The following is a 14,799-nucleotide window of genomic DNA, read 5'->3' as shown; positions in this document are numbered from 1 at the left end:
AATTGGTTCCCTTGCGCGTCATGTCCCCTGCGACGCAGTGCGCGCGTGAGCAGCTGGGAGGGAGGCCGGATTGGTCAGGTCGGCGGTCATGTCGGGACGCATGGGACTGGCGCTGACCGGCGCGACCCTCCTGATTGCGGCCGTGCTGCTGCCTGAGAGAGCCGAGGCGCAATTCGGCATCCGCGGCGGCCCGCTCGGCGTTGCGCGTTTCGCCGTCGGCCACATGATCGGCATGTCGCGGCTGCGCCATTCCCGCATGGCGGTGCGGAGCGGCCGCTACCGCTCCGCCGCCTTGCGATCGCAGGACCCGCGCGGCGCCGAGCGCGGCCAGCCTGCCAACCCTTACGTGCTGCGCGCGGCGCTCACGGCGCAGGCCGCGCTTGCCGGCTGGCAGGGCGGCCGCCGCCTGCAAGGCTGGTGGCGCCATCCCGACGGCAGCTATGGCTGGGTCGGCCCGGTGTTCTGGCCGTTCGCGCACGACGACCTCACCAACGCAATCATCCTCGGCGATGCGACCAGCCTCTCGCTCTACGGCTATGGCGACATCTATGCCGCGATCTTCGCGCCCTATGCGGCGACCGAGCTCGCGGCCTACACCACGCCGCAAGGCCGGCGCGGCCGACGCGTGCCGACCGCCGAGACCCTCTGCGAGGCCAGCGACACCGGCGGCCTGCCGGTCGACCGCATCGCTGCGGCCGTGGCACCCAATGAATTGCAGCGCACCGCGCTCGACGAGCTCGCATCCGCCTGGACCAATGCGCGCGACACCATTCGCGCGGCCTGCCCGGCGCAGGCGCCTGCCGCGGCCGCCGCGCGCCTCGGCCTGATGCGCGAGCGCATCGAGGCCATGATCAAGGCCATCGACGCCGTCGCGCCGCCGCTGTCGAAGTTCACAGATCTGCTCGATGACGAACAGAAGGCCCGGCTCAATGCGCTCGCCAATGAGCGCCGCGCCGCGCTGGCGTCGATGCAGCGCAAGGAAACGAGCAAGGATACGAACAAGGATACGAGCAAGGATGCGCAGGCGGCCGCCTGCGATGCCGACAGCGATCCCCGCTATGACGAAAAGCTGCAGCGTCAATACGAGCAGCTGGTGCAGCAGCAATGGCCCGCGAACGACATCGCCGCCACGCTGCGCCTCGACGAGACGGCCCGCGCCCGCTTCGAGGTGCTCCAGGACACCGCCCTGCGCACCATGCAGACGCTCAGCGCCTGCCCGGCGGTGTCAGCCGCGACACCCCAAGCCCGCCTCACCGCCGCCAAGGCGCGGCTGGAAGTGATGCTGCAGGCCGTCAACGGCGTCACCGACGCGCTCGACGATTTCGAGGCGGATCTGAGCGACGAGCAGAAGGCGGGGTTCGAGGCGATCGGGCCGAAGCGGGGGGCGTGATCACCCGCACGCCCAGTCGAACTTCATCTCCTTGAAATCGAGCTGCGCATTGCCCGTGCCGAAATTGTAACCGCCGAAATATTCCTCGAACTCGATGTAGAACGGGCTCATCTCCGGCACCGCCTGGCACGGCCGCATGGTGCCGCCGAGATGATTGTGGGCGTGGTCCTTGGCCCACTCGTGCAGGCGGTAATTCTCGGGACTCGGGGCGCCCACAAAGTAGTAGTAGGGCTGATAGTCGCTCGGCGGGTTGCGCGGGAAGTGCGGGTCCTGCGGAGGCTTGCCGGCGTTGGGATCGGTCGCCCGCGGCCTCAAGGCAATTCCGAGGGTCTCTGTCAGATCGGCGCGTGGAGGGCCCGCGAACATTTTCTGCGCGAAGGGCGGGGCGGCCCCGTAGAAGGCGCTGGCGCCGCCGACATCGAGCCAGCGCGGCCGATCGGCCGTCGCCAGCGCAAGCGGCGCCGGCGGCGTCGCCAACGCGCCTTCGTACTCGCTCTTGGTCAGCAACAGCGCGGCATATTCGTAGTCGAGGATGTCGGTCATCCGCGACAGACGGGGATGCGACGGCCGCGCCATCACGGCCTCGCGGATCTCGGGGGCATCGATCGCGCCGCCGTCAGTGTGATCGGCCGGAGTGGCGAAGAACGACAACGCGACGATGTCCTTGCCATGCACGCGATAGTCTTCCGGCAGCAGAAGCGTAAAACCGTGCATCAGCGGATATCCGGTGACGGGATCGAGCGGCCATTGCTCGCTCGCGATGCCCGGCGGCAGCCCAAAGACCCAGCCCTGGTCGCGCGCGCGGTCAGTGGGCCGGTCCAGCATCTGCAGATCATAAGCACGCGAAGGCAAGGCAAACGTCACAGGCCGTCTCCCATCGAAGCCGCCTCGCCGTTGAGGCGAGGGTTAGTCGCGGGGAGCGGGGATGTGGTTCGTGCCAAATTGAGAGACCTGCGGCGCGGCATGCCCTGCTGCGCTCCCTCCCCCCTTGCGGGGGAGGGCGGGGGAGAGGGGTAGTCCAGAAGGAGGTCTATCCGTCGTTAAGGAAAAACGTTGACGAGCCGTTTTCCGCCCTCATTGAGAAGCGTTTCATGCTCTACCGTCGGCTGATCCCGTTGCTCGAGTTGGGTCGCGAGCGCGGGGGCGCCGACGTTGTCGAAAGAGTTGATGAACGCCATCATGGATGCATTCTCGGCTCATACCACGATGAGCAAACAAGCCCTCAGCGAACGTGCCCGCTCAAGCCTCAGTCTGCCGGAATCCGTGTCCTCTAACCCCTTGATCCGGCTGGCCCCATCTACTGTGCATGGGGTTGTTTTTTACATTCCGTGTCCGGGCCGCAGCCGGCCACATTCGAATAATCAAAAATTCTCTTTACCAGAAGCGCGACACACCCTATGATCTCTCCCAACTCATCCCATGGTAAGGGACGGATCGCGATCGTCAGGGTTCGTGGGATGAGGGGCGGTGGACGCGGGCGGCGTTGGCGCCAGATGCGGTCGCAGGGCGGGTAGTCCCCGTGAGCGATCAGCGGGCGCGTGTACGACGGCGCTGCCGACGTACGGCAAAATCGTGTGGTCGTGACGCCCGAATCTCCGGCGTCAAGTCTTGCGGCGTTGCGTGGGTCCAACCGGACGGCGCATCCGATGAAAGCCGCAAGGCGACGGTGGCAAAGGGACCGACTCACCGGCGAGAGCGCGACATAAGCCGTTTCAACCATCGCGCAGGGAAGGCCGGGCATTCGGCCACACCTGTTTCTCCCCTGTGAGCGACTTATTACGCACTCACGCACAGGGGTCTTGCGGGTGCCAGCCGGTGCCCGGCCTTCCCTGCGCCCTTCCATTTCGAAGGGTCGCAAGACCTGCGCAAAACCCGGGCGCCATGCGCCGCGGGATCGCGACATGCTGCCGGCGAACGAGAACAAGCCATGACGCAGGCGGAAAGATTATCCCCGTCGCCGCACCGCTGATGCGTCCACCACGTTCTCCGCCTCATCGTTCCAGCTCAGGATCTCCATCGCCAGCACGGGGTGATTGAAACCTTTGAGCTGGAGATCGTCGAGGGCGCGGGCTTCGACCCAGGGCTCGACCATGCCGTAGACGCGGCGGCTGACCACGATCTGGTTGGGCTTGGCTTCGCCGCACAGGCGTGAGGCGAGGTTGGTGACGCTGCCGATCGCGGCATATTCCAGCCGCTGCTCGAAGCCGACCTGGCCGAGCGTGGCATAGCCGAGCGCGATGCCGATGCCGAACCCCAGGCTGTGCCCGCGGTTGCGCCAGCGCTCGGTCAGGGGGCCGATGGTGTCGCGCATCTCCACCGCCATCTTCACGGCGCGCCTGGTGTGGTCCTCGAACTGGATCGGCGCGTTGAACAGGATCATCACGCCGTCGCCGGCATATTTGTCGAGCGTGCCCTCGTATTTGAAGATCAGCCCGCCGAGCGCGGCGTGATATTCGCGCAGCACGTTCATCGCCTCTTCCGGCTCGGTCGCTTCCGTGAACGCGGTGAAGCCGCGCAAATCGCAGAACACCACCGTCACCTCGCGGCGCTGGCTGGTGAGCAGCCCTTCCGGGCTGTCGGAGGAGGCGATCAGCTGCGCCACCTGCGGCGCCAGGAAACGCTCGAGCTTGCGGATGCGCTCGATCTCGCCGAGCTGGGTCTTGACGCGCTCCTCCAGCGACTTGTTCCAGTCCTTGAGCTGCTCGGTCTGCATCCGCAGCTTGTCGGCCTGGGCGCGCACGGTCTCGTTCGCGGCCTCGAGCTCGCGGCCCTTGTGGTCGACCTCGGTGAACAGGCGCGCATTGCGCATCGCCAGCACCGCCTGGTTGGCGAAGGTGCGCATCAGGCCGATCAGGCTGGGAGCGAACTCGCCACCGCCGCGGCGCAGCACCACCAGCGAGCCGAGCGTGCCCTGCTGGTCGACCAGCGGCACCACCAACACCGAGTGGAAGCCGGCCGCGAGCGCGACCTCGCGCAGCGGCTGCTCGGTGGCCTGATCGAGATCGGCCAGCGCGATCGGCTCGCCGCTTCTGGCCGCATCGCTCAGGATGTTGTCGCCTTCGTCGATGGTGACATGCGCGCCGTCGGCGGATCTGTCGATGCCGCCCGCCTCGACCAGGTTGAAGCGGCGCCGCTCGGCGTCGAAGCCGTAGATCAGCACCGCATCGGCATGGGTGATCTCGATCGCGCGCGCGGCGATCGTCGGAAGCACGGCGTCGAGATCGAGCGAGGCGGCGAGCGCGCGGCCGACCTCCTCCAGCACCTTCAGCTCGTTGATCGACTGCGCGAGATCGCGGGTGCGCTCCTCGACCTTGGTCTCCAGGTTCGAATAGGTCTCCTGGATCTGGTCGGCCATGCGGTTGAACTGGCTGGCGAGGTCTTCCAGCTCGTCCGAGGTGTGCACGTCGATGCGGTGGCTGAAATCGCCTTCGCCGAGCTTGTGGGCGCCGTCGCGCAGCGCCGTGATCGGGATGATCATGCGGCGGGCGAGCAGCGTGCCGGCGAGGATCGCGACCATCAGGCCCATCCCGATCAGCAGTGCGATGCGCACCAGCTGGTCGCGGATCGGCATCAGGGCCTGCGTGGTCGGCTGCTCGAACAGCACGCTCCAGCCGAGCTTCGGCACGGTGCTCGCGGCGCTCATCACCGCATGGCCGTTGAAGTCGGTGCCGGACGTGTCGGCCGCGTGGTCGGGCGCGATCGCGGCCGCGACCTGCGGCAGCTTCGACAGATCCTTGCCGACCTCGGGCCCCTTCGACGACGTCGCCAGCACGCGGCCGCGCGGATCGACCACATAGGCAAAGGCGGCCTTGCCGACCTGTGCGTCGGACAGGAAGTCGGAGAGAAAGCTGAGATCGATCTCGGCCACGGTGACGCCGGCATTGAAGCCGGAATGCGCCACCGAGATCGACATCAAGGGCGTGCCGTCGGCGAACCAGGCCGGCGCATAGCTGACGCCGCGGGCGACCGTCTCGGTGAAGCGGATGTCGCGGGAGAGGTCGGCGTTGCTGCCGGTCGTGGTCGACTGGCGCGAGACGCGCAGCACCTCGCGGCCCTCGCCGTTGAGCTGGAACAGCTGCTTGACGACCGAGACCTGGTGCAGCAGCGAGGCATAGTCGGCGCGGCGCTTCTCGAGCGTGTCCTGGCTCGCCCGCGTCACCCAGCTGATCTGGCGGTCGAGCTCCGAGATCGACTGCTCGATGCGCCGGGCGGCGCTTTGCGCCTTGTCCTCCAGGCCGTCGGTCAGCTGGGTCCTGGTTGCGCGGTAGGAGATCCAGGTCTCCATCGCGCCGTTGACCGCGAGGACGAACACGACGAGGCCGACGAGGGAGACGACATATTTGGCGAACAGGCCCTCGCGCAGAAACCGTGTCTTGTCGTTCGCTCCTGCCATCCCGATCCTCTTGCGCCGCCATCGACGCCGGCGCTAAGGGCCGATGGGCCCATGCGGGGTCGTTCTATCACAATTTGGGCCAAAGGACCGCCGCGCGCCCCGGCGACAAGCCGGCGTGGTTACCCGCTGTGGACGCCGGGGCGGATGGAAGGAGGGATGGTCGCAGCCCCATCAGCGGTTGAAGAGTTGCCGCAGCACGTCGTTCATTGGCTGACTGTCCTGCTGCGCGACCGGCGGGTCGTCCAGGGTCGGGGCGGTGGGCGAAGCCTGCGGCGCCGGTGTGGAGGATGGGGCCGGCAGGCTGCGGTTGCGGCCACTGCCTGGCGCGGTGCCGGTGCTGCTTCCCGCGCCACCGGACAACCCCTGCTGGATCAGATTGCCGATCGCCTCCCCCAGCGGGCCGCCGAGCGGGTTGTTCTGACCGGACTGCTGGGCCTGCGGATTGGCGCTGCCGGCCGCATTGCCGCTGCCCGGCGCATTGGCCCCACCGAGACCGAGGCTGCCCAGAATGTTGCCGAGCCCGGCGCCGTCAGGCCCGAACAGGCCCTTGCCCATCTCGCGCAGCTTGGCATAGGCGGCGTCCGGATTGTCCAGCATGCCGGCCATATCGGGGTAGATCCGCGGCTGCGACCAGGAGCCCTGGATCATCACGGGAATGCCGAAGCCGACCGGCTCATTGGTGCGGCCCTGGCCTTCGGTGGTCATCACCAGCTTCGGCTCGACGCGGAAACCCATCATCTTGGTGTCGAGCGCGATGGTGCCGGCGCCGGTGACGCGCACCAGCGGTCCGATCAGGTTGAGATCGGTCGTGACCGCCTGCCCCTTGTCGATGCGGAACGAGGCCGAGAGCTGCGACAGGTCCGTGCTTTGCTCCTGAGCGGGGCTCTGGCTGTCCTGCCAGCCGGACAGCGTGCCCGTCGTCAGCGAGCGGATCATCTGCGCGACGTTGATGCCGCGGATGGCGCCGTCCTGGAAATTGACGAAGGCGGTGCCCTGCATGTTCGCCATCAGGGCGCGCTGGCTGGTGCCGGCGCTGCGCAGCGCGAGCTTGGCCTGCAGCTTGCCGTCGATGCGGTCGAATTCGGCAAGGCCCTGAAGCAGCGGCAGCGCCCGCACGCCGACCAGATCGGAATGCATGGCAAAGCTCGGCGCGCCGGTGGTCGCATCGAGGATCACCTCGCCCGAGACCTGGCCGCCATAGGCGCCGAGATTGGCGGTGCCGGCCTTCAGCACGCCGCCGGCGAGCTTTGCATCGAGCGCCAGCGGCGCGATGCGCGCATCGCCGATCACGGCCTCGTTCGCGGAGATTCTCACCTGCGCATCGACATAATTGAGCCCGGAGACGTCGATCGGCGCATTGCTCCAGGGCTGTCCGGCCGCGCCCTGCGGCGATTTCGCCAGCGGGATCGCCAGCCGCTGGAAGTCGAGATCGACCTTCACCAGGGGCTTGCTCGCGATGTCGACCGACGCCCAGCCGTTGAACGCGCCGTCGCCGAGCCGGCCATTCACGCCGTTGATCATCACGACGTCGCCGCTCAGCCGCATCTCGGCATGTCCGGTGAGTTGAGACTTGAGCACATCGGGCATGTCGATGGCGAAATCCACGGGAACGGTCGGCCGTTCGGCCGGCGATGCCGGCGCGGTTGCCTTGATGTCGAACTTGGTCGGATGATCGCCCACGCGCGCGGTGCCGGTGACGTTGACCCTGCGGTCACGGCCGACGATTGCGTCGGCATTGATGGCGCTGATGCGGCCCTCGACCCGATCGCGCAGGCGGGAGAAGGCGACTTCGCCGTCGGTGACCTTGACGCGGTCGATGGACGCGCCGTCGACCTTCAGCGTCGGCGGCTTCGAGGACGATCCGGCATTCGGCAGGCGCTCACGCAGCAGCGGCTGGTACAGCACGGGATGGGTGACGATGAGCTCGCTGATCTCGGGGCGGCCCGACCACAGGCTGGAGAGCGACATCTCGGCCTGCACGCTATCGACCGTCAGGCGCGTAATGCCGCTGCGATCCCTGGGGTCGGCAAGCGTGAGGTCGTTCAGGGTGACGTTCAGCGTCGGCCACAGGCTGATCTTCGTGGTGCCGTCGATCGACAGCCGATAGCCGGTCGCACTCTCGACCCGCGAGGCGATCGTCGAGGTCAGGAAGCCCGACGGGATCCCGATCACCAGCAGGGCTGCAATCACGATAATGACGGCGGCCAGAGCCGCGCCGACGAATTTCACTGCTCTCATGTCGACTTTCCAATGACGGGCGGTCGGCGTCGAATCCCGCCGGCCACCCATCCTTCGCGCCCTGAGTTTATCCCCGGACGGGAAGCGGCTCCAAGCGCGTAAAAATAGTCAGGGGGTGCTGCAAAGTTATGTGACTTATGACACACTTCTCCGACGCGGTTTTACGCGATCCTGATGGTGATGGTTTCAAGCGATTTGCCGAGACAACGGACCAGAAACGTTCACAAGGACATTGAAATGAGCAAGCAGGCCGAATTTGCGGTCATCCTGAAGATGAACGCGATGTTCGCGGATCTCGGTACAGACGAGCTCCAGCGGCTGTCCAACCTCTGCCACACCCAGCATCTGGGCAATGGCGAGGTGCTGTTCCAGAAAGGGGACCCCGGGGACGCGCTGTTCGGCGTGCGCCGTGGCCAGGTCCGCATCGAGACCGGCGCCGCCGACGGCAGCCGGCTGACGCTGAATTTCATGGGTCCGGGCGACCTGTTCGGCGAGGTCGCGGTGCTGGACGGCCAGAATCGCACCGCGGATGCGACCGCGGGCGAGGCCAGCGAACTATTCGTGCTGCGGCGCGAAGATTTTCTCAGCTTCCTCGAACGCGAGCCGAAGGTCGCGATCAAGATCATCGCGCTGCTGTGCCAGCGCATCCGCTGGCAGAGCGAGCGCATGGAGGAATCCATGCTGCAGCCGCTGCCGGTCCGCCTGGCACGACGGCTCTGCGCCCTCGCCGCCGATTTCGGCTCCGAGGTGCACATCTCGCAGGAGCAGCTCGGCGTCTTCGTCGGCGCCGCCCGCGAGAGCGTCAACCGCCAGCTCCAGGCCTGGCGCAAGGAGGCGATCCTCGATCTGCAGCGCGGCCGCATCCTGCTGCGGAACATGACCAAGCTGACGGCGATCGCGCGAAACGAGTAGGGGAGGCGGCGGCTCGCGTCGTCCGATCTTCCTGCTCGCCGCGCACTCATCATCGCACCCAACCGGCGGCGTCGTCCGTTTGAGACGCGCGGTCCTACTCCGCCGCCGGGTGCACGAAGTTCTTTGGTGCGCGGGGCGCCTCCGCTGGAGCCGTTCCGTGGTGATCGTCCGTCTCGGCGTCCTCGCTGTGCACGATCAGGCGCTTGGCGAAGCGCCAGATCAGGGCGCCGAAATCGTCCATCACCATGAACATCGCGGGCACGAACACCAGCGACAGGATGGTTGAGAAGATCAGGCCGCCGATCACCGCGAGCGCCATTGGCGAGCGGAACTCGCCGCCGGCGCCGACCGCGAGAGCGCTCGGTATCATGCCGGCGGCCATCGCGATCGTGGTCATCACGATCGGCCGGGCGCGTTTCATGCCGGCGTCGATCATGGCCTCCTCGCGCGGCTTGCCGGCGCGTATGGCTTCGATCGCGAATTCCACCAGCATGATCGCGTTCTTGGTGACGATACCCATCAGCATCAGGATGCCGATCCACACCGGCGTGGTGAGCTGCTTGCCGGTGAGGAGCAGGGCGGCGATGGCGCCGCCGATCGAGAGTGGCAGCGAGAACAGGATGGTGATCGGCTGCAGGAAGGTGCCGAACAGCAGCACCAGCACGGCGTAGACCATCATCAGTCCCGCCGTGATCGCGGTGGCGAAGCCCTCGGACAGTTCGTTCAGGCTTTCCGCGTCGCCGGAGGGCGAGACCTTCACGCCCTTCGGCAGGGTCTTCATGACCGGCAGGTCGTAGATCTTCTTGGTGGCATCGCCGAGCGCGGCGGAGCCGACGAGGTCGGCGGCGACGGTGGCCTGCCGCTCGCGGTCGTAGCGGTTGATGCTGGTCGGACCCTGGTCGAGCTTGACGTCGGCGATGACCGAGAGCGGCACGCCGCCCTTCTCGCCGCGCTCGCCGAGCGGCACGCGCAACTGTTCGAGCGTCTTCAGATTGCCGCGCGCGGCATCCTCGAGCTGCACCCGGATCGGTACCAGGCGATCGCCGACGTCGAATTTGGCGAGCGCAGGGCCGACGTCGCCGATGGTGGCGACGCGGATGGTCTGCGACAGGCTTTCGGTGGACACGCCGAGCCGCGCGGCAAGATCGGCGCGCGGTTCGATACGCAGCTCGGGACGCTCCAGCGAGGTCTCCGAGATCACATTGGCGATGGTGGGAATGCGCTTCATCTGCGTCGCAAGCTCGCTCGCGACGTTGTTGACGATGTTGGGATCGACGCCGGTCACCACCAGCGAGATGGCGCGCAGGCCGTTCTCGTCCAGGAACCAGAAGCGGATATCGGGAACGTTCTCCAGCTCCTGGCTGATCGAGAACTCGAGCTCGCGCTGGGTGATGTCGCGGCTGCCCTTGGGCGTGTAGTTGATGATCAGGGCGGCGCGCCGCACTTCCTGCGTGCCCGGCGGGACGCGCCCGCCGTCGACGAAGATGCTCTTGACCTCGGGCCGCTTGCGCAGGCGCGCGACGATGTCCTCGGTGACCTTTTCGGTGTAGGCGAGCTGGGTGCCCGGCGGCAGCTCGAGGGCAAGCAGCGAGCGGGCGCTGTCCTGCGCCGGCAGGAAGCCCTGCGGCAGCAGCGTGATGCTCCAGATCGAGGCGGCGAAGATGCCGAGGCCGATCAGCACCGTGATGAAATAGTGTTTCACCGACCAGGTCACGATGCGGTGATAGGACCGCAAGATGCGTCCGGGCGGCGGCTCCTCGTGATGGCCATGTTTGAGGAAATAGGCGGCCAGCACCGGCGTGACGAAGCGCGCGGCGAGCAGCGAGAAGAACACCTGCACCGAGACGGTGATGCCGAATTGCTTGAAGAACTGTCCGGCGATGCCCGACATGAAGCTTGCGGGTGCGAAGATCGCGATGATGGTCAGCGAAATCGCGATCACCGCGAGGCCGATCTCGTCGGCGGCCTCGAGCGCGGCGCGATAGGGCGATTTGCCCATGTTCATGTGCCGAACGATGTTCTCGATCTCGACGATGGCGTCGTCGACCAGGATACCCGTCGACAGCGTGATGGCGAGGAAGCTGACGAGGTTGAGCGAGAAGCCGAGCAGATCCATCGCCCAGAACGCCGGGAAGATCGACAGCGGCAACGAGATCGCGGCAATGATGGTGGCGCGCAGGTCCCGCAGGAACAGCAGCACGATGATGACGGCGAGGATGGCGCCTTCGAACAGGGTCGAGATCGCCGCGTGGTAATTGCCGTTGGTGTATTCGACCGAGGTGTCGATCACCTTCAGATCGACGTCGGGATAGGCGGCCTTGAGCGCGTCGATGCGCTTCTGAACGGCCTCGGCCACCTTGACGTCGCTGGCGCCCTTGGACCGCTTGATGCCGAGCGCGACGATCGGCTCGCCGTTGAAGCGGGCGAAGGTGCGGCGGTCGGCGATGGTGTCGGTGACGGTGCCGAGATCGTCGAGCCGGACCTCGCCGCCGCCGAACAGCGGAATCATGGTGCCGGCAAGGTCACCCAGCGTCTTGGCGCCCGCGAGCGTGCGGATCGCCTGGTCGTTCTTGCCGATCTCGGCGCGCCCGCCGGCGACGTCGACATTGGTGCCGCGCAGGCTCTGGCTGACATTGACGGCGGTCAGGCCCATGGCCTGCAGGCGGTCCGGGTCGAGCGAGACCAGGATCTCGCGCTCGACACCGCCGATGCGTTCGACCTGGGCGACGCCGCGGACGCCCTGCAGCGCGCGCTTGACCACGTCGTCGACGAAATAGGAGAGCTGCTCCGGCGTCTTGCCGGGCGAGATCGCGGCATAGGTGACGATCGGCAGGCCGATGACGTCGACGCGCTGGATCAGCGGCTCGGTGACGTTCTGCGGCAGGTTGGAGCGCACGCGCGTCACCGCGTCCTTGACGTCGTTGAGGGCGCGGTCGGTATTGGTCTCCAGCGCAAACTGGATCGTGGTGACCGACACGCCGTCGGTGATCGAGGAGGTGATGTGCCGCACGCCCTCGACGCCGGAGACGGCGTCTTCAATCGTCTTGGTGACCTGGGATTCCAGCTCGGCGGGTGCCGCGCCGAATTGCGAGACCACGACCGAGATTACGGGAATGTCGGCCGACGGCAGCCGCGTCACTGCGAGCTTGGTGAAGGAGACCCAGCCGAGAATCAGCAGGATGATCGAGAAGACGACCGACGGCAGCGGATTGCGGATCGACCATGCCGAGATATTGAGAGCCATCAGCGTACCCGCGTGCGATCGAGTTCATCGGCGAACATGGTCTTGATCTGGTCGCCGTCATGGAGCGAAGAGCCGGCATCGGCGACGACGATCTCGCCGACCTCGAGCCCTTCCAGGATTTCCGTGGCACTGTCGGACGACAGTCCGACCCGTACCTTGCGCGTCTGGATCGTGTTGCCCTTGACGACCTGAATGGTGAGATGGTCGATCGCCGTCTTGGGAATCGAGACGCCGCAGCTTCGCTTCGCGTCGATCGAGGCGCGCGCGAACACGCCGACCTTCAGCGAGGGATTGTTGGTGACGCTGATACGGACCCGGCCGAGCTGCGTGGTGCGGTCGATCTCGGGCGCGACCAGCCGGACCCGGCCGATCAGATCGGGCGCGTCGTCGCGGCTGATGCGCACGGTGGCGCCGGAGTTGAGCTTGGTCATGTGCACCGCCGGGACCTGAGCATCGAGCTCGATCTCGTTGTTGACGGCGATACGGAACATCGGACCGGCCTGCGGCGAGGCCGGCGCGCCGACGATGGTGCGGACCTCGGTGACGAGGCCCGCCGCCGGCGCCTTCAGCGAAATCGGACCTTGCGGGCCCGGTCGCTGCGGCTGGCCCGGGATCTGCGGCGGCGCGGTCAGGCGCGCCAGCTCCTGGTTGTCGGCGACGATTGTTCCCTCGGTGACCAGGAGGTCGGTGACCTTGGAGCCTTCCTGGTCGGCGACGACCACGGCCTCGCGGCGCGGCACGAAGAAGCCGGTCACACGCACGAGGTCGGAGAAGCAGGCATTGGTCGACTTCGTCACGATGACGAGCGCATCGCTTTGCGTCTCCTTCGGCTCGGGGCGCTTGCGATGCTCGAACAGATAATAGCCGACGCCGAGTGCCACGACGAACACCACGGTTCCGGCAGGCTTGAGATATTCGGAGAGATTCATCGCCGGATCATCCTGGCCTGGCTCACGGCCGTCCGTGCGAGGCCCATGAAACGCGTTTCCCTGAAACGAAGCGGCGTCCCGCAAGGCTGCGGGACGCGCTTTGGAAGCGAGACTTTACACCACATCACGACCGGTCACTTCAAAGGATTGCGTCGTGCTTACTTCGATGCGGTGGTCTTGTTTTCCATATTGACGACCTGCACGCGGCGGTTGACCTCCGCCATCGGCTGGCTCGGATCCTTCAGCTTGCTCTTGCCGTAGCCGACGGTGACGAGGTCGGTCGCGGAGATGCTGTACTTGTCGACGAGGTAGCGCTTGATCGCGTCGGCGCGACGCTCCGACAGGTCCTGATTGTAGGCTTCGCCGCCGGCGGCGTCGGTATGGCCGGCAACCACGAAGGTGGAGCCCTTCAGGTCGGGACTGGTCAGTGCGCGGCCGAGCGCCTGCACGGAAGGCATCGACTTGGCGCTGATATTGGCGGAGTTGTAGTCGAACGTGATTTCGAGATCGATGTTCGGCTTGTCCTTGGCGACTGACGCGATCTCCTCGCGCTCGGTCGACGACAGCGAACGCGTCGAGCGGCCGCGCACCGACTGGATCAGCTTGGTCTCCGCCGCGTTCGGCGCGGGATTGGCCTGCGGGGCGATCGAGAGGCCGCGGGTCAGGGGCTTCTTCGGCGCCGGTGCCAGTGCGCGGACGATGTCGTCCTCGGTGACGTTCTTGCTGTTGCCGTCGTCGCCGGCGAATGCGGGCGCGGCCGGCAGCGACAGGGCGGCGCCAAGAGCGATGATGGACAGGATCGCGGTAAGTCCCTTTGCAGCCGATTTCATAGCCAGTCCCTCCAGTGCAGCCAGCTCGCGCGGTTCGAAAATTCCTGCAATCAGCCCCCCGTGGGGAGCCTGCGGCATCCGTTCGTTAGTCTTGCCTGGGCCCCCCAGGGTTCGAGGCGCCGCCGGCCTCAGCTCAAAAAAATACTAGCGCACTCCGTAGCTTGCAAATTCCTGAACGATGTTCGGATCCATCGCCTTGGCGTTGGCGATATCGAGCGCCCCTTCCTGGGCGGAGCCGTTGCGCTGCTTGGCGAGGCCGCGTCCGTAGAGCGAGGAGGTCAGGCGCGGGTTGATCTTCAGGGCCGCATCGAAATCGGCGATGGCGTTCTTGACCGCGCCCGACTTGAGATTGACGAGCCCGCGGCTATCCAGCGCATCGACGAAATTCGGCCGCAGCCGCAGCGCCTCGTTGCAATCCTTCAATGCGCCCTGGAGGTCACCGACCACGGTGCGGGTCCAGCAACGATTGTTCAGCGCCTCGACGTCCTTCGAATTGATCCGAAGCGTATCGTCGAAATCCTTGATGGCGAGGTTGTAGGCGCCCTTGCTGGCGTAGACCTGGCCGCGCCGGTACAGCGCGTTCACGTCGTCCGGATTGGCGGCAATCTTGGAGGTCAGGCTCTTGATCGTGGGATCGTCGGCCAGGGCCGCGGCACTCGGTCCGCTGTCCGTGCTCGGCGCCGGCGCGGCCTCGATCGGCTTCACCGGCGCAGGCGGTGGCGGCGGGGGCAGGGCTGCCTCGACCTGCGGCTTCGGCATCCAGTCGGCGCGCCAGAGCTACCTGCTGCCGATCGATGCGCAGATCTGGACGGAGTCCGACGTGCGCCGCGACGGTTTCAGCCTCGAGACCGTCCTCGGCGAGC

11 protein-coding genes are annotated in these 14,799 nt (G+C 66.6%); 3 read left to right on the top strand and 8 right to left on the bottom strand.

Translation table 11 applies throughout. The features are described from left to right. Nucleotides 1-88: 88 nt before the first annotated feature. Nucleotides 89-1,390 (top strand): Spy/CpxP family protein refolding chaperone, encoded by a 1,302-nt coding sequence (locus tag AC066S_RS35005; RefSeq protein ID WP_478271783.1) that lies wholly within the window; start codon nt 89-91, stop codon nt 1,388-1,390. On the opposite strand, the gene AC066S_RS35000 is transcribed toward AC066S_RS35005, so the two are convergent. The 4 genes from AC066S_RS35000 to AC066S_RS34985 form a co-directional block, all read right to left on the bottom strand. Then, complete coding sequence (locus AC066S_RS35000) at nt 1,391-2,215, bottom strand: hypothetical protein (RefSeq protein WP_478271782.1); 825 nt, start codon at nt 2,213-2,215, stop codon at nt 1,391-1,393. It abuts the gene before it with no gap. Nucleotides 2,216-2,430: 215 nt separating this feature from the next. Further along, complete coding sequence (locus tag AC066S_RS34995; RefSeq protein WP_164718951.1) at nt 2,431-2,571, bottom strand: hypothetical protein; 141 nt, start codon at nt 2,569-2,571, stop codon at nt 2,431-2,433. A 764-nt stretch (nt 2,572-3,335) separates the two neighbouring features. Continuing rightward, the gene (locus AC066S_RS34990) at nt 3,336-5,783 is read right to left on the bottom strand and encodes an adenylate/guanylate cyclase domain-containing protein (protein ID WP_478271781.1); all 2,448 of its coding nucleotides are present in this window, start codon (nt 5,781-5,783) and stop codon (nt 3,336-3,338) included. Between the two features lie 171 nt (nt 5,784-5,954). Next, a complete protein-coding gene (locus AC066S_RS34985; protein WP_478271780.1) occupies nt 5,955-8,021 on the bottom strand; it encodes an AsmA family protein in 2,067 nt (688 codons plus the stop codon). 237 nt (nt 8,022-8,258) lie between these two features. On the opposite strand from AC066S_RS34985, the gene AC066S_RS34980 reads away from it, so the two are divergent. Next, the gene (locus tag AC066S_RS34980) at nt 8,259-8,933 is read left to right on the top strand and encodes a Crp/Fnr family transcriptional regulator (protein ID WP_126260607.1); all 675 of its coding nucleotides are present in this window, start codon (nt 8,259-8,261) and stop codon (nt 8,931-8,933) included. A 94-nt stretch (nt 8,934-9,027) separates the two neighbouring features. On the opposite strand, the gene AC066S_RS34975 is transcribed toward AC066S_RS34980, so the two are convergent. The 4 genes from AC066S_RS34975 to AC066S_RS34960 all read right to left on the bottom strand — a co-directional run bounded on the left by AC066S_RS34975 (nt 9,028) and on the right by AC066S_RS34960 (nt 14,641). Then, nucleotides 9,028-12,177 carry an efflux RND transporter permease subunit gene (locus tag AC066S_RS34975; protein WP_135171679.1) on the bottom strand — a complete coding sequence of 1,050 codons (3,150 nt, stop codon included), beginning with the start codon at nt 12,175-12,177 and terminating at the stop codon, nt 9,028-9,030. Continuing rightward, complete coding sequence (locus tag AC066S_RS34970; protein WP_478271779.1) at nt 12,177-13,106, bottom strand: efflux RND transporter periplasmic adaptor subunit; 930 nt, start codon at nt 13,104-13,106, stop codon at nt 12,177-12,179. Before AC066S_RS34970 ends, AC066S_RS34975 begins: the two co-directional genes overlap by 1 nt. A gap of 158 nt (nt 13,107-13,264) precedes the next feature. Then, on the bottom strand, nt 13,265-13,936 hold the full coding sequence (locus AC066S_RS34965; RefSeq protein ID WP_167767804.1) for an OmpA family protein: 672 nt from the start codon (nt 13,934-13,936) through the stop codon (nt 13,265-13,267). A 144-nt stretch (nt 13,937-14,080) separates the two neighbouring features. Next, the gene (locus AC066S_RS34960; protein ID WP_478271778.1) at nt 14,081-14,641 is read right to left on the bottom strand and encodes a tetratricopeptide repeat protein; all 561 of its coding nucleotides are present in this window, start codon (nt 14,639-14,641) and stop codon (nt 14,081-14,083) included. Between AC066S_RS34960 and AC066S_RS34955 the strand changes: the two genes are divergently transcribed. After that, nucleotides 14,565-14,799, top strand: a 235-nt coding sequence (locus AC066S_RS34955) for a hypothetical protein (RefSeq protein ID WP_478271777.1), incomplete at its 3' end; no start/stop codon positions are given. The two genes, AC066S_RS34960 and AC066S_RS34955, sit on opposite strands and share 77 nt — an antisense overlap.

The organism is Bradyrhizobium sp. CFUWI (assembly GCF_056429085.1).
Note: the sequence above shows the minus strand (reverse complement) of the source record. Positions and strands in the feature narration are given on the sequence as shown.

Coding starts and splice junctions, on each gene's coding strand:
- AC066S_RS34985 (WP_478271780.1), bottom strand. CDS start 8,021: ATGAGAGCAGTGAAATTCGTCGGCGCGGCTCTGGCCGCCGTCATTATC.
- AC066S_RS34970 (WP_478271779.1), bottom strand. CDS start 13,106: ATGAATCTCTCCGAATATCTCAAGCCTGCCGGAACCGTGGTGTTCGTC.
- AC066S_RS35000 (WP_478271782.1), bottom strand. CDS start 2,215: ATGCTGGACCGGCCCACTGACCGCGCGCGCGACCAGGGCTGGGTCTTT.
- AC066S_RS34990 (WP_478271781.1), bottom strand. CDS start 5,783: ATGGCAGGAGCGAACGACAAGACACGGTTTCTGCGCGAGGGCCTGTTC.
- AC066S_RS34980 (WP_126260607.1), top strand. CDS start 8,259: ATGAGCAAGCAGGCCGAATTTGCGGTCATCCTGAAGATGAACGCGATG.
- AC066S_RS34975 (WP_135171679.1), bottom strand. CDS start 12,177: ATGGCTCTCAATATCTCGGCATGGTCGATCCGCAATCCGCTGCCGTCG.
- AC066S_RS34965 (WP_167767804.1), bottom strand. CDS start 13,936: ATGAAATCGGCTGCAAAGGGACTTACCGCGATCCTGTCCATCATCGCT.
- AC066S_RS34995 (WP_164718951.1), bottom strand. CDS start 2,571: ATGATGGCGTTCATCAACTCTTTCGACAACGTCGGCGCCCCCGCGCTC.
- AC066S_RS35005 (WP_478271783.1), top strand. CDS start 89: ATGTCGGGACGCATGGGACTGGCGCTGACCGGCGCGACCCTCCTGATT.